Origin of the sequence: Natronococcus sp. CG52, from assembly GCF_023913515.1 — an archaeon.
Taxonomy (GTDB): domain Archaea; phylum Halobacteriota; class Halobacteria; order Halobacteriales; family Natrialbaceae; genus Natronococcus; species Natronococcus zhouii.
Map to the genome: position 1 here is coordinate 1,735,637 of NZ_CP099391.1, position 23,881 is coordinate 1,759,517.

The following is a 23,881-nucleotide window of genomic DNA, read 5'->3' on the forward strand; positions in this document are numbered from 1 at the left end:
CCTGATCGTCCGCTCTCGCTGAAAAAGTGCTAACGCTCCACGCGGCGTACTTCGTTCGATGAACTCCGAGTGCCAAAACTGTGGCTGGTACGGTGATGCGAACGAACTGAACTGGATGATCCTCGAGAACGACGGGGTCGGCGGCGCGCGCGTCTGCCCCGAGTGTCGGAACGTGGACGTCGTGATCCTCGCCTGAGAGAGTGGTTCGACGATCCTTCTCGATCCCGTTTTCCGGACGATAGCGTTCCTTTCCCTCGACGGTTTCCATCGGTCCGGCGAACGCGATCGCGGCTGAACCGGTAGCGCCGACAGTAGCGCCGTACGGAGAGCGTACGGATGCCGAAACGAGGTGCGGGGCCGATTCGAGTACGCTCGAATCGCGCATCCGGTGGCGGAAGTTGGGTCAGCGTTCGACCCGGAACCGGTCGACGGACCGCAGTGTCAGGAACGCGGTGAGTGCATCAAATTAGTGGGTTCGCGTGGTGGATTCTCTATGTCCGAGGATCGGTGTGGTTACACAGTACGGCTTGGCGGAATCGAAGGCGTCGGAGCGGTCTGTTGCTGGCGATCGACGTGGGAGGACACGGACCGCTGTATCTGGCACACCGCCGAAACCGTCCCACCGGAAGCGTATCGGCGAACGCGGCTGGAACCGGGTGATCGACTCGACGGCGCCGACCTCCGTGGTGCGGTGCTGGCGGAGACGGAGTCTCTCGCCGGTTGCTCGCTGATCGGGGCCGACTTCACGGACGCGGTACTCGACCGCGCGGATCTCTCCGGTGCGGATCTCCGCCGGGCAACGTTTCGCGACGTTGACGCTCGCCGGGCGTCGTTCACGGCCGCGAACCTCCACGATTCGGTGTTCTTTTTCGTCGACCTCCGGGGCGCGAACTTCGATGATGCGATGCTCTACCGCGCGGGTCTGACGGACGTCCGCATCAACCTCCAGACCTCTTTCGGCGACTTCACAGTTTACGAGAGTGACCTCGAAGGAAACGCGGACGGGGACGCCGCGACCGAGATGGCCGACTCCGCGAAGTGGGTCTATCGGGAACTGCAGCGGGTCTACGACGAGAACGCGTTTCCGGAACGGGTGCGAGAGAACTACCTTCGGGAGATGGACCTCCGTCGGAGACGCGCCTGGCAAACCGGCAACTACCTGCAGGCGCTCAAACTGGCCGGATCGCGGTGGATCATGCGCTACGGAATGAGCCCCTGGCGCGTCGTTCTGACCTCGCTGACGACGATTCTCGTCTGTGCGTTGTTGTATCCCGTGACCGGCGGCATTCGCGAAGTCAGAGGCGAGGAGACGATCACGTATCAGATCGGCGACCCGACAGAGGCACCGAGCTGGGTGCTGATTAGCGCCTTCTTCAGGAGTCTGTACTTTAGCGTCGTCACGTTCGGGACGCTGGGGTACGGGGATATCCAGCCCGTCGGCCGATGGGCGCGCGTCATCGCGAGCGTCGAATCGCTGCTCGGGATCCTGTTGATGGCGCTGCTGGTCTTCGTACTCACACAGAGCGTCCAACACTGAACAGGGACTCCCGTTCGGCTGCCCGGACACCTCTACCGCGGGCAACTCGACCGGGAGACGGTGTGGCGAGAGCGCCTCGAGCGAACGGCCGAACGGGTGTGGTCGTCGTCGCAACGACCGTCCTTTTCGCCGGTGCTCTTCGCGGTTGCGCCGTGGATGCTTCGGCGAACGGCGACGCGAGAGTTCTTCACCGAGGAGTCGGAGACGGGCGTCGACGGAAGAACGCGACCAATACCGGCGAGTATCGGGGCGTCCGTGTCGTTCGCGCCGGTTCCGTCTCGACACAACCGTTCTCACACGATTCCGATATTGTATTATACCGACAGCTCAATTAACCAGACATGTATGATCTGACCGGCTTTCAGCGCGACCTGCTGTACGTGATCGTTGGCCAGGACGAACCGCACGGGCTGGCGATTCAGGAGGAACTCGAGAAGTACTACGAGAAGGAGATCCACCACGGCCGACTGTATCCGAACCTCGATACGCTCGTCGACAAGGGGCTCGTCGAAAAGGGGCAGGTCGATCGCCGGACGAACTTCTACACCGTGACGCGACGCGGACAGCGTGAACTCGAGGCCCGGCGCGAGTGGGAACAGCAGTACGTCGGCGAATTGCTCTCGGAGTCGTAATCGCCGCGGCCCCGGACTGGCGGCGTCGCAAGACGGCCCCGGAGCACCGGCAGAGCGTCACATTCGCGCCGCGACTCGCGGCCCACTCACAGCGAACTGACCACCGCGACCGGACACGGTGCGTTCTGGACGGCGTACTCGACGCGGGGTCCGAGAAACGCTCGCCGGGAGATCGGACGCACAGTCGAACCTATGAAGATCCCGCCGCGTGTCGTCCCCGAAGTTTCTGCCGTCTCGCTAACGCACATCACGTCCTGAGCGACCTCCTGATCGCGGATCAGCGGACCGACGAGTCGGGCAGCGTACTGCGTGTCGGCGCCCCCGCGAGTCGGCAACAGGATCCGTGCGAGGTCGTTGACGAAGCTCTTCTGGAGGACCGCCTCGCGTTCGATCCGCTCTCGCTCCTCCTCGGTCATCTCGATCTTGAGGACCGACCACCGCATGATCGACGGCGCCATCAGCGACGTCACGATGGCGACCGTGACGATGACGCTGTACACGTTGATCGTCAGGATTCCCGCCCCGACGCCGATGGTTGCGACGATGATCTCCGTGGCCCCGCGCGCGTTCATCCCGCCGCCGATCGTGATCCCCTCCCACCTCGAGAGGCCGGCCAGCCGGGAGACGCCCGTGATTCCGGCGAACTTCCCGAAACAGGCTACGGTGAGTACGATCAGTCCCACGCCGAACACCGTCGGATCCAACAGGGCGGCGACGTCCATCCGGAGTCCGGCGATGGCGAAGAAAATCGGCGCGAAGATGGCGAGCGTCATCACCTCGAAGGTGTGCCGGAGATCGTAGCTGAACCGCTTTCCCTGACTGATCAGGATGCCGACGACGAACGCGCCGAGAATCGCTTCGAGCCCGTATACTGGGTCACCGCACCCGCGGCGAGGGCGAGCAACATCAGCGTCGAGAGCAGCGCGATGTCGCTTCCGAAGACGTTGCCGACCCAGCGCACGAGCGCGGTGACGAATCGGGGTCCGATCGTGAACGCGATCCCGAGAAAGACGAGCACCGAGAGGATCGTCGTCGCGGCCGAGCCGACGTCGACCGCGCCGGTTCGGGCGAGTCCGGCGACCGTCGCGAGCAGGATCCAGCCGATCGTGTCGTCGACCTTCGTCACGAAGAACTCGAGTGGTTGTCCGTCGTACCGTCCACCTGCCGACCACTTCTTTCCGTTCGTACGATATGATCGGTGACATACTCGATACGATACGTGTTCGATCACCGAATTCGGGCGAGAAGTACGAAGTGAGCGGAAAAGAGTTTCCGAAAGTAGATCCCCGTACCCCGAACGTATCGATGTTCTCGTCGTTTTTCGTAGAATTCCTTCAATAGTTAAGTCGGTTCGGCAACACGAACGAACGATGAACAATCACGACGACGTTCTCGAGGAACTCGCTCGACTGCCGACGATGGCACACCCGACCGTCTCCCCGTCCGGGAACGAGGTCGCGCTCTACTACGACGTCAGCGGCCGGAACGAACTGCACGTCGTCGACGTCGACTCCGGCGAACTGACGCGGTGGTCCGACGGCGAGGTGCCGCGGAACGCGCGGTGGTTCGTCTCGTGGGACGCGGACGGCGACCGCGTGTTCTTCCACCTCGACGACGACGGCGACGAACAGAACGACGTCTACGCGCTCTCGCGCGACGGGACGGTCGAACCGATCGTCGAGACGGACGGGCAGGTCGTCATCCAGGACGTCGGCGACGACGGCGAGACGCTGCTGCTCGCTTCGACCCGCGACGGACAGTTCAACGTCTACCGCCACGACCTCGCGACGGGAGAGACGACCAAGGTGACCGACTACGAGCGGGCGGCCGGGGGCGCACGGCTCTCGCCGGACGGCGATCGAATCGCGTACGCGACCAACGAGTCCGACGACTACGAAAACGAGGACGTCTACGTCGCGAACGCCGACGGCTCCGAGCCGCGGAACCTCGAGCTCGGCGAGGTCGGCGCCGAAGCGACGCCTGCCGACTGGAGCCCCGACGGCGGACGACTGCTGGTCGGCGACAATACCGAGGATCTCGGCCGCGTCGGCGTTTACAACTTCGAGACCGACGACGTCACTTGGTACGGTGATGGAACGTACGAGGAACAGGCCGTCGCGTTCCTCCCCGGCGGGGAGCGCCTCCTCGCGTCGCGCGCCCGCGACGCCGTCTCCGTCCCCGTCGTCTACGACTGCGAGACGGGCGAGGGACGAGAACTCGACGTTCCCGAGGGAGTCACGTCGGTTGGCGGGATAGGTCCGGCGGGAATCAGCGTCGACGAGGATCGGATCCTCCTCGAGCACACCAGCCCGACCCGGCGGTCGGAACTGTTGGTCTACGACCTTCGCACCGACGAGTACGAGACGCTGATCGAGGCCGAGCACGGCCCGTTCGAGCCCGGCGACTTCGCCGACGCGGAGTACCTCACGTTCCCGTCGGACGGCGTCCCCGAGATGCCGGCGAGGGCGGTCGACCACGTGCCGTACGAGGAACTCGAGATCGGCGCGCTGCTGTACGACTCCGGCGAACGACCCTCGCCGCTGATCGTCAACCCCCACGGCGGACCGCGCGCCCGCGATACGAAGTCGTTCGACCTCTACACGCAGGTGCTCGCCTCCCGCGGCTTCTCGGTGTTGCAGGTTAACTACCGAGGCTCGTCCGGACGGGGCCGCGAGTTCGTCGAGAAACTGATCGACGACTGGGGCGGCGCCGAGCAGGGCGACGTCGCGACTGCCGTCGAGTACGCCCTCGAACGCTACGACTGGCTCGACGACGACCGCGTGGTCGTTTTCGGCGGCTCCTACGGCGGCTACTCGGCGTACTGGCAACTCGTCCAGTATCCCGACCTCTACGAGACCGGCATCGCGTGGATCGGCCTCACCGACCTCGAGGAGATGTACGAGACCACGATGCCCCACTTCCGAACCGAACTCATGGAGAAGTACCTCGGGACGCCCGAAGAAAATCCCGACCTCTACGCGGAGCGCTCACCGATCACCTACGCCGAGAACCTCGACGCGCCGCTGTGTATGGTTCACGGCGTCAACGATCGCCGGGTTCCCGTCTCACAGGCTCGTCTCTTCCGCGACGTGCTCGAAGAGCGCGGCCTCGAGGCCGGCGAGGGCGGCGCCTTCGAGTACCACGAACTCGGCGAGGAGGGTCACGCGTCCTCCGACCAGACTCAGAAACTGCGGCTGTTCCGGCTGCTCACGGACTTCCTCGAACGTCGCGTCGACCTCGAGGGGGTGCGCAGTCGGCAGTAGGTCGGAGTAATACTGTCGAACAAACGTCAGTGAACACTCGGTCGCGTCTCACGGATCGTCGCCGGCGGCGACGACCGTTCGAGCGCAATCGATGTGTGAATAGTGTTGTCCGGCAGTATAATCCCGCAAGCGCATCGATCATCGACCGATCGACTCACGATCCGTCGCGCTACCGCTCCAGACCGCGCGGATTTTCAGCCGATGGGAGTTCTGCAGGAGATGACTCTATGTGGCCAGTTAGCATAGTTTGTCGACGTGATTCGACTCACGGCAGACGCACCGTCAGCAGAGAGTATCGGTAGCTCGATCGGGTAATCAGCATGGCAGCTTCGGAATCCCCTTCGCAGAATGGCGTTCCGGCAATCGATGTCGAGGGTGCCACGTGGACCGTCGAAATCGACAGCGGTCAGTTCCCCGTCCTCGATCACGGGGAAGGCCCGGCCGTTCTCCTACTTCACGGGTTTCCGGACTCTCGGTACCTCTGGCGGTACCAGGCGCCCGCGCTGGCCGACGCCGGATTTCGAGTGATCGCGCCGGATCTGCGGGGGTTCGGCGACGCGCCGAAGCCCGAAGCGGTCGAGGCGTACGCGCTGCCCGACGTTCTCGACGATATCACGGATATCGCGGTCGAACTGGACCTCGAGACCGTCAGGCTCGTCGGCCACGACTGGGGATCGGACGTCGCGTGGCTGCTGGCGGCCACCCGGCCGGAGTTCGTCGAGCGGCTGGTCGCGCTGTCGGTCGGGGCGCCGGGCAACTCGCGATCCCGGACGATCGAACAGCGCGAGCGCTTCTGGTACGCGTACTTCTTCCTGTTCGAGGGGGTCGCCGAAGCGTGGCTGCGACACGACGACTGGCGGTTGTTCCGCGAGTGGACGCGGGAACAGGGCGACCAGGAGCGCTACCTCGAGGACCTCTCCCGGCCGGGAGCGCTCACGGCGGGGCTCAACTGGTACCGGGCGAACTTCACCCCTCGCCCGCCGTCGGAGCGCGGCGCGGACTATCCGAACGTGACCCGCCCGGTGCTCGGCGTCTGGAGCGACGGCGACTTCGCGCTCACCGAGGACCACATGATTGGCTCCGAGGAGAAGGTCGATGGTCCGTGGCGCTACGAGAAGCTCACCGGTGCCGGCCACTGGATGATGCTCGACAGGCCGGCCGAACTGAACGCCCTCCTCGTCGAATTCACCGACGGGAGAACAGCTTGATCGCCGTCAGTTCTATCCAGAGCAGCGTCCAGACGACGAAGGGACGTTGGAGTGCGCCGTTCGGGGATTCACCCGGCTCGAGCGGGACGGCGAACAGAGCGACGAACCAGCCCGAGAATAGCAGTAGAAGCAGGACGCTCCACCACCGGGTGATCCGGGCGTACCCGTCCCACCGGGAATCGGTCGCCATTCTGAACGAAACGACGTACATTCCGGCTGCGAGCGAGAGGAACCCGATCAGCACGAAGCCGATGTGAATCAGGTTGATGGGGGCCGTCGACTCTAGATCGAGGGGCGTTGCACCGGTTCCGACCGTCGCGAACAGTCCAAACGCCGCGACGAGGCCGGGCCCCTTCGTCGATCCGTTGCCGCCACCGATGTCTCGGTGCAGTCCGACGGCGAACGCGACGATGAGAAGCCCGGCGACGATCATCACCGCATTAAAATACGTGGCGTACGGCGCGCCCTGCGCGCCGAGTTCGCTGAGCGTGTTCGCCGCGTGGCTGTAATTCGGCGTCAGCATCGCGAGAACGAGTGCCGAAAGCAGTATCGATGCCGGTGCGACCATCCCACACAGCGCCAGTACTCGTTGTGCGGGGTCGGTCGATAGATCGACGGTTCGGATGCTCCCACCGACGGGTTTCTTCGGTTTTTCAGGTTCGCTCGTCATCGATCGCTCCCCCGACGAACGGTCCCCTCGCGGGCATTTTCCAGTCCGCTTCGCCCCCTCGTGAGTCTCCCCGTTCGTGTCACGGTTTTCACCCGATTTTCGCGCCCCTGGCCGACAGTAGCAGTACGCCTGCCGGATGCGTGACGCGGTACCAGTACGTGCGAGAGTGAGATCAAACTACCTCCCGACAGATCGGCACCGCCTGACGATGTTGCAGGGGACGAACGGTCGGACACGGTTCGAGGTGCGTGGTAACGAGCCGCCTTTGAGACACCCCGAAATTACTTCCGTACCCGTGGGGTCCGTTAGTCGCACTGGGGATGGAACCGACACCCGCCGTGTGAACCGAATTCGAACGCGAGCGGTGAATTCGGGATGCGAGACCGATGACCGAAACCGGGAGAATGATCGACGCAGGCCAACCCGATCGGACGCCGTCGGACGGGCACGATGCCGCTGCGAGCTCTCGGCGACGCGTACTGAGGCGGCTCGCTGTCGGTGGTGCCATCGTCGCCGCTACCAGTCTCGAGGCGACAGATAGCCGGCTCGCCGACGAAACCGAGGCCGACCGGACGGTATCCGGGAGTGAGAGCGACGGACGGGTAGTGACGAGCGTCGACGAGGCTCGAGAGGCGGTCGTGCGGATCGGAACGGAACGAACGGGTGCGGCGGACGGCGACGAACCGATCCCGGCTACCGGGTCCGGCTTCGTGATCGATCCGTCGGGCATCGTCGTGACGAACAGCCACGTCGTGACCGGCGTCGACTCGCTCGACGTTTCCGTCGGCCGAGCGCGGACGTCGCCCGACGCGGCCGTACTCGGCACCGCTGAGTGTGCCGACCTGGCGGTGCTCGAGCTCGCGGGCGAGGGGTACACGCCCCTCGCGTGGTACGGTGACGAGCCCGAACGCGGACTCGACGTGTGGGCGCTCGGCTTTCCGGACGGCGACTCGTACGCGCCGACCGAGGGAACGATCACGGGAACGACCGAGACGGCGAACGCCTGGGTCGCCGTCGACGCCGAGATCGAACACACGGCCGACCTTCTCGGCGGGAACTCGGGCGGCCCGCTGGTCACCGCCGACGGCCGCGTCGTCGGCGTCAACTACGCGGCGACCAACCCGTTCGCGCCGGTCGAGGAGACGGAACGGTTCGCGATCGGCGCGACGGTCGCGAGAGAAGCCGCTGAGACGGTCCGTCGCGGGGCGGCTCCGTCGTCGATCGGCATCCACGGCATCGCCGTTCCCACCGACGACCGCTGTCCGGCCGGGATCCGGGTGTCGTCGGTCGAGTCCGACAGTCCGGCCGGCGCCGTCGGCGTTCGGCCCGGCGACGTGCTCACCGCGATCGCGAACGCGTACGTGGGAAGAGACGGCACCGTTCGCGAGTACTGTGCCGCGTTGGACGCCCGCGATCTGGCCGACGACCTGCCGCTCCAGGTCTACCGCGACGGCAAACTCCTCGAGGGCGTACTCAACGGTCGCGCACTCGAGCCGGTCATCGAACTGTCCGCCCCGGCGCTCGCACGCTCGGACGAACCGTACGCGGAGTACACGACGCTCACCGACGAGACGGGGACGATCTGGGTCGACGTGCCGGCCGAGTGGACCGACCGCCACTACCGGCGGGCCGACGTCGGCCCGAGCCTGATCGCCGCCCCCGATATCGAGCGCTTCCTGACGACGTTCGAGACGCCGGGGCTCTGGATCCTGGGTTCCGCGGCCCTCGACCGCGACGCCGACTGGACGCTGGCCGAGCTACGGCACCGGGACTGTACGGCCACCGAGCCGATCCCGTACGACGATGGGCTCTATACGGGCGTCACCCGACTCGCGACCGACTGCGGAGATCCCCAGTCGACCATCGTTACCATCGTCGCCGAGCCGCGGGACCGGTCGTTCGCGATCGTGGTTTTCAGCCACCTCGTCGCAGACCGCGACCGAGACGCCCTCGAGCGCGTCCTGGCTGCGTTTCACCACCGAGATCGGGCGGGCGCCCACGGCTGACGCGTTCGCAGAACGGTTCGCATTCCGATAGGGTCCGTGTGACCGTCGATCGAACGTGAACGGAGGCCGTGCCACCGGATCTGCTACCGATTCGTGCCATCTCGGGAACGCCGTCGAAGCGACGAGGTCCGCGTGACCTTCGAACGATACGGATAGGTGAACGAATCCTGACGCCGAGAGCAAGGACCGGGACGCCCGGTGAAGCGCCGGCTCGATTATTTATTACACGAGATTGTGGTGTGGTGACAGATAACGCCATCGGATGCTGACGAGCGTGCGGGAGAGAGGGAGGTCCGTGCGATGCTGGTGACCGGCGATCGGGTGAGCGACTCCGGGAACCTCCTCGCCGAGGTGCACGACGCCGCGGTCGAACACGTTCACGCCGATCGCGGACAACTCGGGGAGACCGCGGTCGTGGTCATCGAGGAGGGAGAGGCCTCGGCTGCTACGACGGGTGATCGGCTCGCCACGTTGGTACGAGCGAGCCGACACGTACGAAGACGATCGTCTGCTGACCGTGAGGGACGGCGACCTGCTGAAACTCCCGCGACCGCTCCCCGCCGACGGGGACGAGGTCGCTCTCAACCCCGCGGTTACGACATCGAGCAGATCCGCTGTGATGAGACCGTGAACACGCGCCACGAACTGTTGCTCGAGACCCGACTCACCCCGCCGAGAGCGCTTCCTCGAGCCGATCCTCGATCTCCGTCAGTTCGTCCCGAAGTTCCTCGCCTTCCTCTCCCTCGAGTTCCGCCAGCCGGTTGGCGAGCCCCTCGAGTCGCGAGTACTTCTCGCTCTCGTCGGTCGTCGTCTTCTGGGCGTACACCTGTTCGTCGATCTCGTACACCTCGTCCGCCTCGAGGTCGGTCGCGGCCAGCACGACGTCCAGTTTGTCCCGGTCGATGCCGAGTACCCACTCGCGCGGAACGCCGCGCTCGTCGAGGGCGTCGAACACGTCCTCCTCGTCCCTCGTGCGACGCCGCTCGCGCGTCGTTCGGCGAACGCTTCCGAAGTGGCCGTGGAGCTGCTGGTCGGGACCGAGTCGCTCGAGCAGCGGCTCCCGGACCTCGCGGCGCAGCCTGTCGGCTCCGCGCTGGACGTCCGAGAGGAGTACGTACCGGTCCGTCAGCGACTCGGTGTCCAGCGACGCCGGATCGCCAGCACCGAGTCGCTCGAGGTGGTCGGCGAGCAACAGCGCGTCGTCGTGGACCCGTTCCGGTGGCGTCCGCGCCTCGGCGGCGGGAATCAGGTACGGACTCTCGCCGACGGTGGCTCTCTCGGAATCGTTCGTGATCGCGTCGTCCTCGACGGTGTACTCGCCCAGCAGGCTCACCAGACTGGCGTACGGTTCGACGCCCGGCGGAAGATCGTCGACGGGGATCGAACCGTCTGCGAGCCGCTCGAGGAGTACTTCGAACTGCTCCCGCCAGAGCGGCCGTTCCTCGCCGCTGTCGCCGAACTGGACGACGATCCGGTCGCGTTCGATCGACTCGATCCCGAACGTGCGCTCGGAGACGGGCGTCAGCAGCGCCGCACCCCGCTCGAGACGCTCACACTGTTCCTGCAGATCGTTCCAGAACGATTCGGTCTCCATACTGCCGGTTCGTCGCGCGCGACGAAAAATCGGGTCCACGAAGCTGCCACCCTGCGGCCGCAGCGAGCCGTTTTTTCTTCGTTCACCCGCCGTACACCGACGGTACCAGCCGAACGACCGACTCCTCCTCCAGCGGCGTCTCGAGCCCCTCGAGGTGGGTCACGTTCTTCGTATCCTTCGTGACGACCGTCCGTCCAGCGAGCCCGGTTCCGTCGTCGCTCACGAGTCGCCCCTCGAGGGCCGGAAACTCGGCCTCGAGTTCGCGGAGCAGTTCGCCGACGGTGTCGGCCGTCGTCTCGTGATGGACCGTCTTCTCGCCGACGTCCTCCCGGAACGGACCGAAGAAGAGACACTCGATTTGCACGCCTCGAGCCTTTGTTGCGCTCGATCTTGTAACCGACGATCGTCTCGCGATCGACGGCGTCCGTCGCTTCGCGCGGACTACCAGCGCCCGAGATAGGGTCTCCTTATCGGTGATAGGCAGTTCGTACTTTTGAATCGTTGAACGCCGTGAGATTACCGTTTCCGTCTGCAACTGAACTAAATGGAGGCGGTAACTAAGAGGTACGGTTCAGATGACCGTTGGTATGACACGAGCTGGACCGGAGACGGTCGGCATCCTGGCCGATCCGTACCTCAACGAGTGGCAGGTACACGCCCTCGAGCGGCTCGCGGCCGAGCGAGACGTCACGTTCTCGCTGGTCGTCAGCAACGGCCAGAAGGCGAAGGAGACCGACGATCCCGAATCGTGGAACACACGCGATCGAATCTCCCTGGACGACGTGCGGCAGTTCGTCGATCTCTTCAACGACCAGAAGGCGTGGTCGCTCGTTCTCGCGGAGCGAAACGTCGCCAAACTGGTCGGCGGCGAGCGACCGCTCTGGCGGCGTCACTCGGTCGAGAACGTCGACTGTCTCGCCGAGGCCGATCGCATTCAGTGCGATCCGCAGACGGACGGCGCCTGGTACGAGTTTCCGGACGAGGTCGTCGACCGCGTCGCGGAGGAGTGTGACGTTCTGGTTCTCTTCGGCTTCGGACTCATCCGAGGGCCGATCCTCGACGCGCCGGAGCACGGCGTGTTGAGCTTCCACCCCGCCGACATTCGCTCGTACCGCGGCATGGGCCCGCCGCCGATATTCCACGACGGACGACGACGGTGCGGTGCGACGCTCCAGCGGCTGAACGAGTCGATCGACGGCGGCGAAATCGTCGCGTACGACGACGCCGCCATTGACGACTGCGCCACGCTGTGGGACGTGTTCGATCGTGCCGCGACGCTGCAGATCGATCTCCTGACCGAAGGCATCAGTAACCTGCACGATCCGGCGTTCGAGCCGGCGACCGTCCCCGAGGAGCAGTTGGGGGAGATCTACTACCGGAAACAGCGATACAGCCTGTCGTTCTCGGGGCGGATCCTGCTGAAGAACCTCGTCGGGCGGGCGCGACAGCGACTCGGAAGGAAGCGCGAGTCGACCGAGGCGTCGATCGGCTCGGCGACGTCGTCCCGGTAACCGCGCGGAGACCGAGCAGCTAGCGTCAGTCTTCGTCGTCCTCGCCGTTTTCGTCGCTCTCGTCCGCTTACTCTTCGCCGTCGTCGTCCTCGTCGGTCTCGTTTCTTCGGGGTCGCTGCTTTCGTTCTCGTCGGCCGTCTCCTCTTCCGTCGGATCGTCTTCGGGATCGTCACCCTCCGGCTCTGGGATCGGCTGGACGACGACGCGTTCGTCGAGCAACAGGGGCGAAAACTCGAGTGGATCGCGGGCGGCCCGAATATCCCGGCGACGACGTACCGGGAGTTAGTCGAGGAGTTGCTCCTCGGGAACCGCCTGGTCGAGAACGATCTGCACCTCTGCGGTCGGTACGTCGATCTCTCGGCGATCGAGACGCCGGTGTTGCTCGTCCTCGGCGAGGAAGACGCGTTCGTTCCTTGGGAGGCGAGCGTTCCGTTCCTCGACCGAATCAGCAGCGACGACACGGCGATCATCGAACTCCCGACCGGTCACGTCGGGCTCTCGGTCGCGGAGGTGGCCCACGAACGAGGGTGGCCGCGGATCGCGGACTGGCTCGAGGAGCGGAGTTCCTGAGCGTCCGACCGCGCTCACCGTTCGAGGAACGATCGGACGCGCGAGTCGAACCGCCACTTGCGCTCGTGAAACGCGCCGTGTTTCGCGCCCGGAACGAGTTCGAGTTCTCCGTTCGGTAACTCGGCGACGGTTTTCCGCGCGAGCGACGCCGTGAAGAACGGGTCGCGCTCGCCGCCGAAGACGAGCGTCGGCTGGTCGATCGCCGCGAGTTCGTCGCAGCCGTCGAACTCGAGGATGAACTCGAGGGAGCGCCAGACGTCAGCGGGGTCCGCCGGGCGCGGCTGGAACACGCGGCCGGCGGTCCGGAGCGCGAGGGGATAGCCCACCGCGCGGCCGTCGGAGAACATCGCGGCGGCGAGTTCCGATCGGATCGAGGCCCAGTCGTGCCCGCGGGCGTAGCGTTCGAACTGTCGTAGGGTCGGTCGCGCGTCCTCGTCGAGCCGGCAGGCGCTGTTCGCGAGGACGAGTCGATCGACCAGCTCGGGCCGCTCGCGGGCGAGCGCCTGTCCGATCAACCCGCCCATCGAGATGCCGATCACGTCGACCGCGTCGCTCGAGTCGCCGATCGCCTCGAGGGCCCGCGCGTGGGTCGCGAACGGCATCGTCGGCGTCGTATCCCGACGGAAGTCCCCGCGGTCGACTGAGCAGGTAGACCGCGTATTCGTCGAGGTAGCGGGCGACGTAGGGCGCGAGCGCCATGCCCGCAAACGGCGGATAGCTGCCGGGGAACATCGCGTCACCGAACCCCGGCATAATGACGAGCGAGCGCGATCCGCTGCCGGTCTTGACGTACGGGTGACCGCCGGGGAGTTCCCCGGTATCGCTTCCGGCCGTCAACGGTTTCAGGACGGAGTCAGCCGATCCCACAGGGATTTCATCTCCGAGGCCGTCGCCAGCGTATCGAGTTCGCGGTAGGCCGATTTCTCCTCGTCGTAGTTGGACTCGAGGGGCCTCTGGGCGTCGTCGGAGAGTTCGAGCTCGGTTGCCAACATCGATAACCCTTCGTAGGCCGTCATCTCGATCCGCTCCGTCATCATGCCGGCGTTGAGGTAGACCATGTCGAGCAGGTCGTCGTCCTCGATCTGGCGCTCGAAGGTACGACGTTCCTCCTCGAGGGCGTCGAGGATGGGCGCTTCCTGCGTCTCCGGCGGAACGTCCAGAGCCGCGAAGACGTCCTCGAGCCGCTGGACCTGGGCGCGGGTTTCGTCGCGGTGGTCGGCGAACCCCTGGCTCATCCGATCGTTTCCGGTGTTTCTCGACATCTCGTCGAGCGTCTCGACGAGTTCCTGCTCGATGTAGTACTGCTGACGGAGCTTGTGGACGAACAGTTCGTGGAGTGTGTCGATGCTCATCTCGATCTATTCGCCAGTAGCCACGTGCATAACCCTCGCCCCCGAACACGCAGGTACGTCGGCGATCGCTCGGTCCGCATCCGAACGACCAGATTCCCGTCGCTACGCTGACTCGAGCACGGGGATGTCCGCCGGCGTGTCGAAATCGTGGAAGTGCTCGCCCTTCTCGGCGCTGAGGATGTCGAGCGCCGCCGCGCCGCCGTCGCCGGCGGCGATGACGGCCTGCCACTCCTCGGCTCGTACCATCGCGCCCGTCGCGTAGCAGTTCTCGACGCTCGTCTCCATGCTGAGGGTCACGTCGACGGTGTCGTCGTCGTCGAAGTCACAGCCGAGCACCTCCGCGGTCGATCGGTCCGCCCCGGTCGCGAGGACGACGTACGTCGCCTCGTACTCGCCGTCCGTAGTCTCGATCCGGAATCCGTCGGCCGTCTCCTCGACGTCGGTCACTTCTTCGTTCGTGTGCAGGTCTGCGCCGCGGTCCTGCACCTGTCCCCGAGCGAGGGTCAAGAATTCGTCGCCGCTGATGCTCCGGATGCCGAGGTAGTTGAACAGGTGGGCCTTGTGCATCCACGTCTCGTCGGTGTCGAAGACGACGGTCTCGAGGCCGTTCTTCGCGGTGAACAGTGCTGCGCTCAACCCGGCGGTTCCGCCGCCGACGATTGCAACGTCTGGCATGATGGGAACCACCACGAGGGCCGTGGTAAACAATTTTGCTGCCGGAACGGACACCCCTCGAACGAAAACGGTCCCTGTCTCGCAGCCGACGCGAGTTCGACGCGGCTGACCGTCTCAGCAATCGTCGGCGTTCACGTCGATCTGGCCGGGTTCGAGAACCGGCTCGCTCGAGACGGCGACGTCGCCTCGCCCATCGTCGCCATCGTCGGCTACCACGTCTGCGTCCGCGTGTTCACCGTCGGTGAGAACGATTACGCCCCCGGCGAGCAACGGCGCGATCACGCCGGCGATCACGGTTCGCGGGTCCGAGAGCGGTGCCCGAACGACGACGCGATCTCCTTCCTCGAGTCCGTGCTCGTCGATCACCTCGCGGGCCGCTTCGAGTGCTTCCTCGTGTGTCAGTCGTCGGTCGCCGTCGGTCAGGAGCGTCGTGTCCGGCGATATCGAGAGCGGCGGGAACGACGGGTTCTCGCTCCAGAGGCCGGCGTCGAAGTGATGGACGCCGGGTTCGTCGGGTTCGTCGCCGTAGCAGACCCGCTGTGCCCCGCGCGGCAGGTCGTACGATCCGACGTCGTCGGTCGGTGCGACGAGCGTTCGGAACTCCGTGTCGCCCGTCAGATCTGCCGGGGGGTCGAACCGCGTGGTCCCCTCGAGCAACGTCGTCCCGAAAAACGCGAGCAGCGCGAGCGGACCGCTGCCGACGATTCCGACGGTGACGCCTTCTCGAACGCCCGAGTGACGGAGGAAGTTGCCGGCCTTCCAGGAGGTCGTACAGAGCCAGTGGACGTCGAATTCGCGGCCGGTCGCGTCGACGAGCGCCGTCCGGTCGTCGCGTCGATCGCGCGTCAGCAGACTGTCGACCGTCTCCATACGAGAGGATTCGAGCACTAACTCAAAAGTCCGCCGAGTTCGTCGCCACCGACATTCTGATCCCCTCGCCGCTGCCGTCGTTTTGAACGGGTTACTGGCTTCTTTCCCGTTTCCGAACCCATCAGGGCCGCTGAATCCCGCTGAATCGGGGTTAAATGACGTCGTGCTTCCGATAGAATCGCCGCGTCCGATCGTCGGCCAAGAGCGGGCGGTGAACCTGCATCGCAGCGACGCCGGTCTGACTGTTCCCCTCGATAATCTTGAACTCGCCTTCGTCGGTGACGACGACGTCCCAGCCGACGTACGGCATGTGCGAGAGCGTGTCGGCGATCTCGAGCAGTTTGGTGCGGATCTCCTCCCAGCCGGGAATCTCCGTTCCCTCGATGCGGGCGCCGGTTTCTGGATGCGTTTCGTGCCAGGTGACGGACTCCTTGTGGTAGTAGTGGGCACCGGCGCTGAGTTCTCCCGTCTCCCGATCGACTTCCGCACTCAATCCTCCCTTCGAGAAGTTGTCCACGGGTGCGGAGTTGCTGGTGCCGATCCGCTGGACCGCGATCGGAATAAACGCCTCCTGTGCGTCCTCGTCGTACATCGTGAGAACCCGGATCGTGTTTACCGTGTCGGGATACAACTCGTCGGCGTACTCGCCCTGTTCGACGAACTCACAGACGAGGTAGTCCTCGAGATCAGCGAGCGTCTCGGCCAGTTCGGCGTCGTTCATCGGCGCCCCGTCGTACAGATAGCTCCCGTCCTCCCGCTCGAGAAAGTGAACGTTGTTCCCGCCGCCGCCGCTAAACCACTTGAGCACGAGGCGGTCTCCATCCGAGAGGGTGTCGTCGAGCCACTCGATCGGATCCACGGACGGCCGCGAGGGGTTAGGGTCGGGGGAACGTTCGAGTTCGATACCGCCGTCACTCGCGACCGCGACATCGTCGTCCTCCGACTCGAACACGTGGAACTGGCCGTCCTTGAGCAGGCCGTACACCGTCGACCGGGAGGACGGGAACTCGCGGAGGATCTGGTGAAAGGCGAGTTTGTTGTCGATCAGCGCACCCCAGTGGCCGTTGATTCGACCCGAGCGGACGTACCGCTGATAATCGTCGAGATACGTCGTCGGTTCGTAGGTGTCGAAATCGTAGAGGACACCCGATTTGCTCAGAAACCGCCGTCTGTAGAGCCAGAGGCGCTCTCGGGACGAGAAGTCGAACATCGGTCCGTCCTGTCGCTCGTCTCGGACCAGGTTGCGTACCCGATTCACCGTCTGATACGCTTCGCGGATATTCATTGAGGACAGCTTTCAGCGGTTACCATATACTTATACACTGGGTAGCGACTTCGGTTACACGATCGAAACAGTCCGTCGTTACCCCGTTCTCGCCGCGTCGAGCTGTTTGGGAGTTGTTAAAACGCTCGCTTGATCTTCTCGAAGAAGCCTTCGTTGACTTCGATTTCGTCGCCACCGGCCTCGGCGAAGGCCTCGAGCGCCTCGCGTTGCTCCTCGTTGAGCGAGTCGGGCGTCACGATCTGGACCTTGACGTAGAGGTCGCCCTGTCCGCGGCCGCGAAGGCGTGGCATCCCCTTCCCCTTGAGCCGGAACGTCTCGCCGCTCTGGGTCCCACCCGGAACCTCGAACTCGACGCTCCCTTCGAGGGTCGGCACCTGGATCGTGTCTCCGAACGTCGCCTGCGGGAACGAGATGGGGAGTCGGTAGCGAAGATCGTCGCCCTCGCGCTCGAACTCCTCGTGTTCGGCGATGGCGACGTCGATCAGCAGGTCGCCGCGAGGACCGCTCTCGGGGCTCGGCGCCCCCTCGCGCTCCATGCGGAGCGTCTGTCCGTCCTGGATGCCCGCCGGCACTTCGACGGTGAGCGTCGCCTCGGCCCGGACGTAGCCCTCGCCGTGACACTCGCCACAGGTTTCGGAGTACAGCGTTCCCTCGCCCTCACAGCGGGGACAGGAGGTCGTCTGCTGGACGCGTCCGAGCGGCGTCTGCTGGACCTGGGTCACCTGCCCGCGACCTTGACACTCCGGACAGGTCTGGGCGTCCGCCTCCGGCGGGTGGCCCTCGCCATCGCAGACCTCACACTCCTCCGGTCGCTCGACGGTGAACTGTTTCTCGACGCCCTCGTAGGCCTCCTCGAGCGTGATCTCGAGTCCCGTTCGCAGGTCGCGCCCCTTCCGCGGCCGACGTCGACCGCGGCCGCCACCGCCGCCGCCGAAGACCTGTTCGAAGATGTCGCCGAGACCGCCACCGCCCATGCCGCCACCGCCGCCCATTCCGCCGAACGGGCCGCCGCCCATCCCGCCGGCGCCGGCGTCGCCGGCGTCGTAGCCGTGCTTTTCGGCCTGCTCGTAGCGGTCGTGACCCATCCGATCGTAGGCGTCGCGTTTCTCCTCGTCCGTGAGGACCTGCTTTGCCTTCTGGATCTTCTTGAATTTCTCCTCGGCGTCAGGATCGTCGCTGACGTCCGGATGGTACTCGGTGGCCTTCTTCCGGTACGCCTGCTTGATCTCCTCGGCGGACGCGTCGCGACTCACGCCGAGAACGTCGTAGAAGTCCTCGCTCATTCGTTGTTCCACCGATACTCGGTTGAGACACTTGAAACGACCGTTCGCCAACGAACTTTTTCCGCCTCGGGTTCGCTCTCTCCGCTGGCTCACCACTCTCTGCTCACGGGCACTTCGTGCCCGTTCGCACGGCTCGCGGGACCGATGGTCCCGCGCTGGGCGCAAAAAACCTCAGAACTCTTCGATTTCTGATGGACCCGCAAGCGCTCCGCGCTTGCGGACTTCGATGAAAAAAGGCCGCTCAGTCCCGCTGGTCGCTCGCGGATGCAGTGCTTGCGACTCGACCGCAGCGGTTAGTTGAGGACTCGTACTCGTCCTTTCAGTCGTCGTCCTCTTCGAAAAGTGAGCGGAAGCGAACTTTTCGAAACTACGATGGACTCGCTACGCTCGCCCATCGAGTTGACGAAAACGACTCAGTCTTCGTCGTTTTCTTCAACGTCTTCGAAGTCGGCGTCGACGAACTCCTCGTCTTCGCCGTCAGCAGCCGCGCCGCCCGGCCCTGGGTTCGGGCCGCCGCCCATGCCGCCCATTCCGCCGGGACCGGCACCGGCCGCACCGCCTGCGGCGCCGCCGGCACCTGCGGCGCCGGCTTCCTGCTGGTACATCTGCTTGCCGATCTCCTGAAGCTCCGTGCTCAGGCTCTCGGTCGCTTCCTCGATGTCCTCGGCCTCGGCATCGTCGTCGTCGATCGTCTCCTCGAGGTCCTCGACGGCAGCCTCGATATCCGCGCGCAGATCGTCGTCGACCTGCTCCTCGTTCTCCTCGAGCAGCGTCTCGGCGCGCTGGATCGTCGCCTCGGCGGTGTTGCGCGCCTCGATGCGCTGGCGCTTCTTCTCGTCCTCCTCGGCGTGCTGTTCGGCTTCCTCCTGCATCTGCTCGATCTCGGCGTCGGAGAGGCCGGCACCGCCCTCGATGGTGATCTCCTCGCTGGTACCGGTGCCCTTGTCCTCGGCCGAGACGTTGACGATCCCGTTCTCGTCGATGGAGAACGTGACCTCGATCTGGGGCGTTCCGGCGGGGGCCGGCGGGATGCCGGTCAGGTGGAACTCGCCCAGCATCTCGTTCTTCTCGGCCAGCTCGCGCTCACCCTGGAAGACCCGGACCTGCACCGAAGTCTGGTTGTCCGCCGCGGTGGTGAAGATCTTCGACTCCTCGGTCGGAATCGTCGTGTTCTTCTCGATGAGTCGCTCGAAGAGGCCGCCCTTGACCTCGATACCGAGCGAGAGCGGCGTGACGTCGAGCAGCACGATGTCGTCGACTTCGCCGCCGAGGACGCCGCCTTGGATCGCCGCACCGAGCGCGACGGCCTCGTCGGGGTTGACGTTCTTCTGGGGTTCCTGACCCGTGAGCTCCTCGACCTTCTCTGAAACTTGGGGCATCCGAGTCGAGCCACCGACCAGGAGGACCTCGTCGATGTCGTCCTTTTCGTAGCCGGCGTCCTCGAGCGCCTGCTCGGTCGGCTCGACGGTGCGCTCGATCAGATCCTGGGTTAGCGACTCGAACTTGGCGCGGGTCATGGACTCCTCCAGGTGGATCGGGCCGTCGTCGGTCGCCGTGATGAACGGCAGGTTGATTTCGGTCTCCTTGCGCGAGGAGAGTTCGATCTTGGCTTCCTCGGCCGCGTCCTTCAGGCGCTGGAGCGCCTGCCGGTCCTCGCGGAGGTCGACGCCGTGGTCGGCCTCGAACTCGTCGGCGAGGTAGTCGATGATCGCCTCGTCCCAGTCGTCGCCGCCGAGGTCGTTGTCACCGTTGGTCGCGACGACCTCGTAGACGCCGCCGCCGAGATCGAGAAGAGAGACGTCGAAGGTTCCGCCACCGAGGTCGTAGACGAGCACCGTCTGGTCGGACTCGTCGTCGAGGCCGTAGGCCATCGACGCGGCGGTGGGTTCGTTGACGATGCGCTCGACTTCGAAACCGGCGATCTCGCCGGCGTCCTTGGTCGCCTGGCGCTGTTTGTCGTTGAAGTACGCGGGAACTGTAATGACGGCCTTCTCGACGTCGTCGCCGAGGTACTCCTCGGCGTCGTGTTTGATCTTCTGGAGGATCATCGCCGAAATCTCCTCGGGCGTGTACTCCTCGCCCTCGATCTCGACGGCGTAATCGTCCTCGCCCATGTGGCGCTTGATAGACTGGATCGTCCGCTCGGGGTTCTGGACGGCCTGGTTCTTCGCGGGTTTGCCGACGAGTCGCTCGTCGTCGTCGGTGAACGCGACGACGGAGGGTGTCGTCCGTTCGCCTTCGGCGTTCGCGATGATCTCCGGATCGCCACCTTCCATCACCGCGAACGCGCTGTTCGTCGTTCCGAGGTCGATTCCGAGAATCTTGTTACTCGCCATTACGAGATGGGTTGTGCTCACTTTGGTTTAAAGCTTATCACAGATAACGACCGCACTTGGTATTATAGAAATGAGGCGGTGAGAGGGGCGAATATCCTCTCTCGTTGATTCTGTAGGCCTTCAATTACCGGGCGACGAAAACTCCAATCCGGATCTCCCGCTAGCTCAAGTTCGACCCGGCGGTCAGTAGCCACTCACCGCCGTGGTGACAGTGACGCCAGCGTCGTAGTAAAGTCAGGATCGACCGCAAGCGTGCGTACCTGTACGAAGTCATTCCCTGCTGGATACTATAGTACCAACTGAAACGATTTACACACCGATCGCACTGTCCGCGGTTCTCGCTTGCTTCGCTCGCTCCGAACCGCGCTCCTGTCGGGCGATCGGGTGTGCACTGACTGTCAGTGGCTACTATAGCGGAACGTCGCCGGAAGACCGCGCTCTCGCTGTGAGAAACGAGAACGCATCGACAGCGGCCTCGAACGGAAACTCCGTCTCGAAAATTTACTCGGCGTCGCCTGTCTCGGCTCCGTCGTCCGCCGATCCGTTTTCCGACTCCGACGCTTCGTCTTCGTCGGGCGTCTCGTCCTCGAGGCTGCCGTTCGAGACGGTCACCTGTGCGTTCTGGATGACCTTCTCGCCCATCTCGTAGCCGGGCGTGTAGACGTCGGCGACCGCCCCCTCGGGTTGGCTGCTGTCGACCTGCATCATCACTTCGTGGCGCTGCGGGTCGACGTCGGTACCCGGCTCGGGGGTGATCTCCGAGACGTCCTCGTCCTCGAGCACGCGGTCGAACTCTCGGAGCGTCATTTCGACGCCGTCGCGCAGGCTTTCGGCGTCACTGCTCTCCTCCTCGAGGGCGCGTTTCAGGTTGTCGCGAACGCCGACGAGTCGCTCGACGAGGTCCTCCGTCGCGCGATCTTTCATCTGCTGCTGGCGCTTCTTGGCGCGTTTCTTGTAGTTCTGGAAGTCGGCCTGCTTGCGCTTGAGGCGGTCCTTCAGGTCGTCGACCTCCGCTTCGGACTCCTCGAGTTCGGTCCGAAGTTCCTCGATGGTCTCGGCCTGTTCCTCGACTCGCTCGTCGAGATCCTCGAGTTCCTCGCGCTGCTGGGCGACGGTGTCGTTGAGCTGTCGCGCTTCGTCGACGATCCCGTTGACCTGGTGGGCGAGGTCGTCGTCGTGCTCCGTGATCCGGTCCAGGAGTTCCTGAACGTCCTCGCTCGTTTCGGGAACGTCGTCCTGGCTCGCGTCCGACTCGGCGGCCGTCGATTCGGCTGCTGATTCCGACTCCGATTCCCCTGTCGTTCCCTCGGCCTCGACGTCGGCCGGCTCGCCGTCGTCGGATCGGTCCTCGGACGGGACACCCTGGGCGGAAGCGTTCGTGCCCTCGTCTTCGCTCATGTCCCAGTCAACGAACAGCGGTAATAAAAGGGTTGAGGTACGCCCTCGTTGCGGAATCGATCCGACGGAAATTCTCTCGAGCGAACCGTTCGCGGGAGTCGCCGAGATCGACCGGAGGATCCAATCCGCCGACCGACAGCCGACAGTATATGTGGCTCCCGCGCGGAGTACCGGGCGTGACGTCGCCAGATTCGAGGGGTGAACCCGCAGTCGAACTCCGGTACGAGGACGGGACCGTTCGCCTCGACGGTCTCGACTCCGCACTCGCGTCGACGATCCGAGAGCGAGTTCCCGACCTCGACCCCGATCCGCGGACGGACGGCTGGCGAGTGCCCGCGTTTCGGTACGCCGCCTGTCGTGCAGTCCTCTCTCGACGCGGCGTTCCGTTCGAGGACCACGTGCTCGACGCCGCCCCCCTCTCCGACCTTCGGTCCGCGTACGAACTCCGCGAGTACCAGCGCGAGGCGCTGTCGGCGTGGTTCGAGACCGACCGCTGGAGCGACATCGACCGCGACGGAGGGACCCCTACTGAACGCGCTCCCGCCGGCGTCCTCGAACTCCCCACGGGCAGCGGGAAGACCGTCATCGCGCTGAAGGCGATCGAACGCCTCGCCGTGCCGACGATCGTGGTCGTCCCGACGATCGATCTGCTCGAGCAGTGGCAGCGGGAACTCGAGCGCGAGTTCGGCCACGAGATCGGACGCTTCGGCGGCGGCGAGCAGCGACTCGCTCCGATCACGGTGTCGACCTACGACTCGGCCTACCTGAAGGCCGACTCGGTGGGCGACCGCTTCGGTCTGGTCGTCTTCGACGAGGTTCACCACCTCGGCGGCGAGGGCTACCGCGAGATCGCCCGCCTGCTCGCCGCTCCGGCACGAATGGGGCTCACCGCGACGTTCGAGCGACCTGACGGCGCACACGAGGTCGTCGAGGAGATCGTCGGCCCGCTTCGCTACCGTATCGCACCCGACGAACTGGCCGGCGAACACCTGGCTCCCTACGACGTGAAGCGACTCGAGGTGTCGCTCACCCCCGACGAGCGCGAGGAGTACGACCGCAACCAGGAGGTCTTTGCGGACTACCTCGCGAAATCGAACATCCAGTTCAACAGCGGTTCGGACTACCAGGAACTCGTCAAGCGTTCGGGTTCGGATCCCGAAGCCCGGAAGGCGCTGCTTGCGCGCCAGCGCGCCCGAGAGATCACCTACGGTAGCGAGGCCAAGGTCGACGCGCTCGAGGGGATCCTCGACGACCACCGCGGCGAGCGGATCATCGTCTTCACGGCGTACAACGACCTCGCGTACGACGTCAGCGAGCGGTTTCTCGTCCCGACGATCACCCATCAGACTGGCGCGGCGGAACGCCGGGAGATTCTGGATCGCTTCCGCGAGGGGACGTACACCCGGACCGGAACGTCGAACGTCCTCGACGAGGGGGTCGACGTCCCCGACGCGAACGTCGCGATCGTCCTCTCGGGCAGCGGCAGCGAGCGGGAGTTCACCCAGCGACTCGGTCGGATCCTGCGTCCGAAGGCGGACGGGGGGCGAGCGCTCCTCTACGAGGTCGTCGCGAGCGAGACCGCAGAGGAGCGGACGGCCGAGCGACGTCGCTAGGGCCGCCGAATCGGCGGTCGACGCGAGCGTAGGTCCAAGTCGGTCCTGGTCGAAGGAGGCGTATGGTCGGGGCACCGA

General features: G+C 65.1%; 22 protein-coding genes. 9 read left to right on the plus strand and 13 right to left on the minus strand.

The window, feature by feature from the left end; genetic code table 11:
• Positions 1-58 precede the first annotated feature (58 nt).
• From NED97_RS08820 to NED97_RS08830, 3 genes are all read left to right on the plus strand, one after another.
• A complete protein-coding gene (locus NED97_RS08820) occupies positions 59-196 on the plus strand; it encodes a hypothetical protein (protein ID WP_252490326.1) in 138 nt (45 codons plus the stop codon).
• A 297-nt stretch (positions 197-493) separates the two neighbouring features.
• The gene (locus NED97_RS08825) at positions 494-1,537 is read left to right on the plus strand and encodes a pentapeptide repeat-containing protein (RefSeq protein WP_252490327.1); all 1,044 of its coding nucleotides are present in this window, start codon (positions 494-496) and stop codon (positions 1,535-1,537) included.
• Between the two features lie 341 nt (positions 1,538-1,878).
• Positions 1,879-2,169, plus strand: coding sequence for a PadR family transcriptional regulator (locus NED97_RS08830; protein WP_252490328.1), 291 nt, complete (start codon positions 1,879-1,881; stop codon positions 2,167-2,169).
• Positions 2,170-2,255: 86 nt separating this feature from the next.
• On the opposite strand, the gene NED97_RS08835 is transcribed toward NED97_RS08830, so the two are convergent.
• Both NED97_RS08835 and NED97_RS08840 read right to left on the minus strand, forming a co-directional pair.
• On the minus strand, positions 2,256-3,023 hold the full coding sequence (locus tag NED97_RS08835; RefSeq protein ID WP_252490604.1) for a cation:proton antiporter: 768 nt from the start codon (positions 3,021-3,023) through the stop codon (positions 2,256-2,258).
• Positions 2,993-3,295 carry a hypothetical protein gene (locus tag NED97_RS08840; RefSeq protein WP_252490672.1) on the minus strand — a complete coding sequence of 101 codons (303 nt, stop codon included), beginning with the start codon at positions 3,293-3,295 and terminating at the stop codon, positions 2,993-2,995. The genes NED97_RS08835 and NED97_RS08840 overlap by 31 nt, the downstream gene beginning before the upstream one ends.
• Positions 3,296-3,539: 244 nt before the next feature.
• On the opposite strand from NED97_RS08840, the gene NED97_RS08845 reads away from it, so the two are divergent.
• On the plus strand, positions 3,540-5,432 hold the full coding sequence (locus tag NED97_RS08845) for a S9 family peptidase (protein WP_252490329.1): 1,893 nt from the start codon (positions 3,540-3,542) through the stop codon (positions 5,430-5,432).
• 320 nt (positions 5,433-5,752) lie between these two features.
• A complete protein-coding gene (locus NED97_RS08850; RefSeq protein WP_252490330.1) occupies positions 5,753-6,640 on the plus strand; it encodes an alpha/beta fold hydrolase in 888 nt (295 codons plus the stop codon).
• Here the strand turns inward: NED97_RS08850 and NED97_RS08855 are convergent.
• Entirely contained in the window at positions 6,618-7,310 is a 693-nt protein-coding gene (locus NED97_RS08855) for a DUF998 domain-containing protein (RefSeq protein WP_252490331.1), read from the minus strand. The genes NED97_RS08850 and NED97_RS08855 overlap by 23 nt on opposite strands.
• A 605-nt stretch (positions 7,311-7,915) precedes the next feature.
• Here NED97_RS08855 and NED97_RS08860 point away from each other — a divergent pair.
• On the plus strand, positions 7,916-9,316 hold the full coding sequence (locus NED97_RS08860) for a S1C family serine protease (protein WP_252490332.1): 1,401 nt from the start codon (positions 7,916-7,918) through the stop codon (positions 9,314-9,316).
• Between the two features lie 664 nt (positions 9,317-9,980).
• Here the strand turns inward: NED97_RS08860 and NED97_RS08865 are convergent.
• Complete coding sequence (locus NED97_RS08865; RefSeq protein ID WP_252490333.1) at positions 9,981-10,910, minus strand: hypothetical protein; 930 nt, start codon at positions 10,908-10,910, stop codon at positions 9,981-9,983.
• Positions 10,911-10,992: 82 nt separating this feature from the next.
• Positions 10,993-11,274: a ubiquitin-like small modifier protein 1 gene (locus tag NED97_RS08870; protein ID WP_252490334.1), complete on the minus strand. Its 282-nt coding sequence runs from the start codon at positions 11,272-11,274 to the stop codon at positions 10,993-10,995.
• Between the two features lie 223 nt (positions 11,275-11,497).
• On the opposite strand from NED97_RS08870, the gene NED97_RS08875 reads away from it, so the two are divergent.
• Positions 11,498-12,421: a formyltransferase family protein gene (locus NED97_RS08875; protein ID WP_252490335.1), complete on the plus strand. Its 924-nt coding sequence runs from the start codon at positions 11,498-11,500 to the stop codon at positions 12,419-12,421.
• Between the two features lie 294 nt (positions 12,422-12,715).
• On the plus strand, positions 12,716-12,991 hold the full coding sequence (locus NED97_RS08880) for a hypothetical protein (protein ID WP_252490336.1): 276 nt from the start codon (positions 12,716-12,718) through the stop codon (positions 12,989-12,991).
• Positions 12,992-13,005: 14 nt separating this feature from the next.
• On the opposite strand, the gene NED97_RS08885 is transcribed toward NED97_RS08880, so the two are convergent.
• The 8 genes from NED97_RS08885 to grpE all read right to left on the minus strand — a co-directional run bounded on the left by NED97_RS08885 (position 13,006) and on the right by grpE (position 22,190).
• Entirely contained in the window at positions 13,006-13,593 is a 588-nt protein-coding gene (locus NED97_RS08885; protein ID WP_252490337.1) for an alpha/beta fold hydrolase, read from the minus strand.
• Between the two features lie 240 nt (positions 13,594-13,833).
• Positions 13,834-14,343 carry a YciE/YciF ferroxidase family protein gene (locus NED97_RS08890; RefSeq protein ID WP_252490338.1) on the minus strand — a complete coding sequence of 170 codons (510 nt, stop codon included), beginning with the start codon at positions 14,341-14,343 and terminating at the stop codon, positions 13,834-13,836.
• A 102-nt stretch (positions 14,344-14,445) separates the two neighbouring features.
• Positions 14,446-15,018: an NAD(P)/FAD-dependent oxidoreductase gene (locus NED97_RS08895; protein ID WP_252490339.1), complete on the minus strand. Its 573-nt coding sequence runs from the start codon at positions 15,016-15,018 to the stop codon at positions 14,446-14,448.
• Positions 15,019-15,132: 114 nt separating this feature from the next.
• Positions 15,133-15,888 carry an acyl-CoA synthetase family protein gene (locus tag NED97_RS08900; protein WP_252490340.1) on the minus strand — a complete coding sequence of 252 codons (756 nt, stop codon included), beginning with the start codon at positions 15,886-15,888 and terminating at the stop codon, positions 15,133-15,135.
• A 151-nt stretch (positions 15,889-16,039) separates the two neighbouring features.
• Positions 16,040-17,173, minus strand: coding sequence for a sugar-transfer associated ATP-grasp domain-containing protein (locus NED97_RS08905; RefSeq protein WP_252490341.1), 1,134 nt, complete (start codon positions 17,171-17,173; stop codon positions 16,040-16,042).
• 116 nt (positions 17,174-17,289) lie between these two features.
• The gene (gene dnaJ / locus NED97_RS08910; RefSeq protein WP_252490342.1) at positions 17,290-18,456 is read right to left on the minus strand and encodes a molecular chaperone DnaJ; all 1,167 of its coding nucleotides are present in this window, start codon (positions 18,454-18,456) and stop codon (positions 17,290-17,292) included.
• A 413-nt stretch (positions 18,457-18,869) separates the two neighbouring features.
• The gene (dnaK, locus tag NED97_RS08915; protein WP_252490343.1) at positions 18,870-20,792 is read right to left on the minus strand and encodes a molecular chaperone DnaK; all 1,923 of its coding nucleotides are present in this window, start codon (positions 20,790-20,792) and stop codon (positions 18,870-18,872) included.
• A gap of 501 nt (positions 20,793-21,293) precedes the next feature.
• Positions 21,294-22,190 (minus strand): nucleotide exchange factor GrpE, encoded by an 897-nt coding sequence (gene grpE, locus NED97_RS08920; RefSeq protein ID WP_252490344.1) that lies wholly within the window; start codon positions 22,188-22,190, stop codon positions 21,294-21,296.
• 149 nt (positions 22,191-22,339) lie between these two features.
• On the opposite strand from grpE, the gene NED97_RS08925 reads away from it, so the two are divergent.
• Positions 22,340-23,803 carry a DEAD/DEAH box helicase gene (locus NED97_RS08925; protein WP_382206426.1) on the plus strand — a complete coding sequence of 488 codons (1,464 nt, stop codon included), beginning with the start codon at positions 22,340-22,342 and terminating at the stop codon, positions 23,801-23,803.
• The last annotated feature ends 78 nt before the right edge of the window (positions 23,804-23,881 follow it).

Coding starts and splice junctions, on each gene's coding strand:
- NED97_RS08820 (WP_252490326.1), top strand. CDS start 59: ATGAACTCCGAGTGCCAAAACTGTGGCTGGTACGGTGATGCGAACGAA.
- NED97_RS08825 (WP_252490327.1), top strand. CDS start 494: ATGTCCGAGGATCGGTGTGGTTACACAGTACGGCTTGGCGGAATCGAA.
- NED97_RS08830 (WP_252490328.1), top strand. CDS start 1,879: ATGTATGATCTGACCGGCTTTCAGCGCGACCTGCTGTACGTGATCGTT.
- NED97_RS08845 (WP_252490329.1), top strand. CDS start 3,540: ATGAACAATCACGACGACGTTCTCGAGGAACTCGCTCGACTGCCGACG.
- NED97_RS08850 (WP_252490330.1), top strand. CDS start 5,753: ATGGCAGCTTCGGAATCCCCTTCGCAGAATGGCGTTCCGGCAATCGAT.
- NED97_RS08855 (WP_252490331.1), bottom strand. CDS start 7,310: ATGACGAGCGAACCTGAAAAACCGAAGAAACCCGTCGGTGGGAGCATC.
- NED97_RS08865 (WP_252490333.1), bottom strand. CDS start 10,910: ATGGAGACCGAATCGTTCTGGAACGATCTGCAGGAACAGTGTGAGCGT.
- NED97_RS08875 (WP_252490335.1), top strand. CDS start 11,498: ATGACACGAGCTGGACCGGAGACGGTCGGCATCCTGGCCGATCCGTAC.
- NED97_RS08885 (WP_252490337.1), bottom strand. CDS start 13,593: ATGCCGTTCGCGACCCACGCGCGGGCCCTCGAGGCGATCGGCGACTCG.
- NED97_RS08890 (WP_252490338.1), bottom strand. CDS start 14,343: ATGAGCATCGACACACTCCACGAACTGTTCGTCCACAAGCTCCGTCAG.
- NED97_RS08895 (WP_252490339.1), bottom strand. CDS start 15,018: ATGCCAGACGTTGCAATCGTCGGCGGCGGAACCGCCGGGTTGAGCGCA.
- NED97_RS08900 (WP_252490340.1), bottom strand. CDS start 15,888: ATGGAGACGGTCGACAGTCTGCTGACGCGCGATCGACGCGACGACCGG.
- NED97_RS08905 (WP_252490341.1), bottom strand. CDS start 17,173: ATGAATATCCGCGAAGCGTATCAGACGGTGAATCGGGTACGCAACCTG.
- dnaJ (WP_252490342.1), bottom strand. CDS start 18,456: ATGAGCGAGGACTTCTACGACGTTCTCGGCGTGAGTCGCGACGCGTCC.
- dnaK (WP_252490343.1), bottom strand. CDS start 20,792: ATGGCGAGTAACAAGATTCTCGGAATCGACCTCGGAACGACGAACAGC.
- grpE (WP_252490344.1), bottom strand. CDS start 22,190: ATGAGCGAAGACGAGGGCACGAACGCTTCCGCCCAGGGTGTCCCGTCC.
- NED97_RS08925 (WP_382206426.1), top strand. CDS start 22,340: ATGTGGCTCCCGCGCGGAGTACCGGGCGTGACGTCGCCAGATTCGAGG.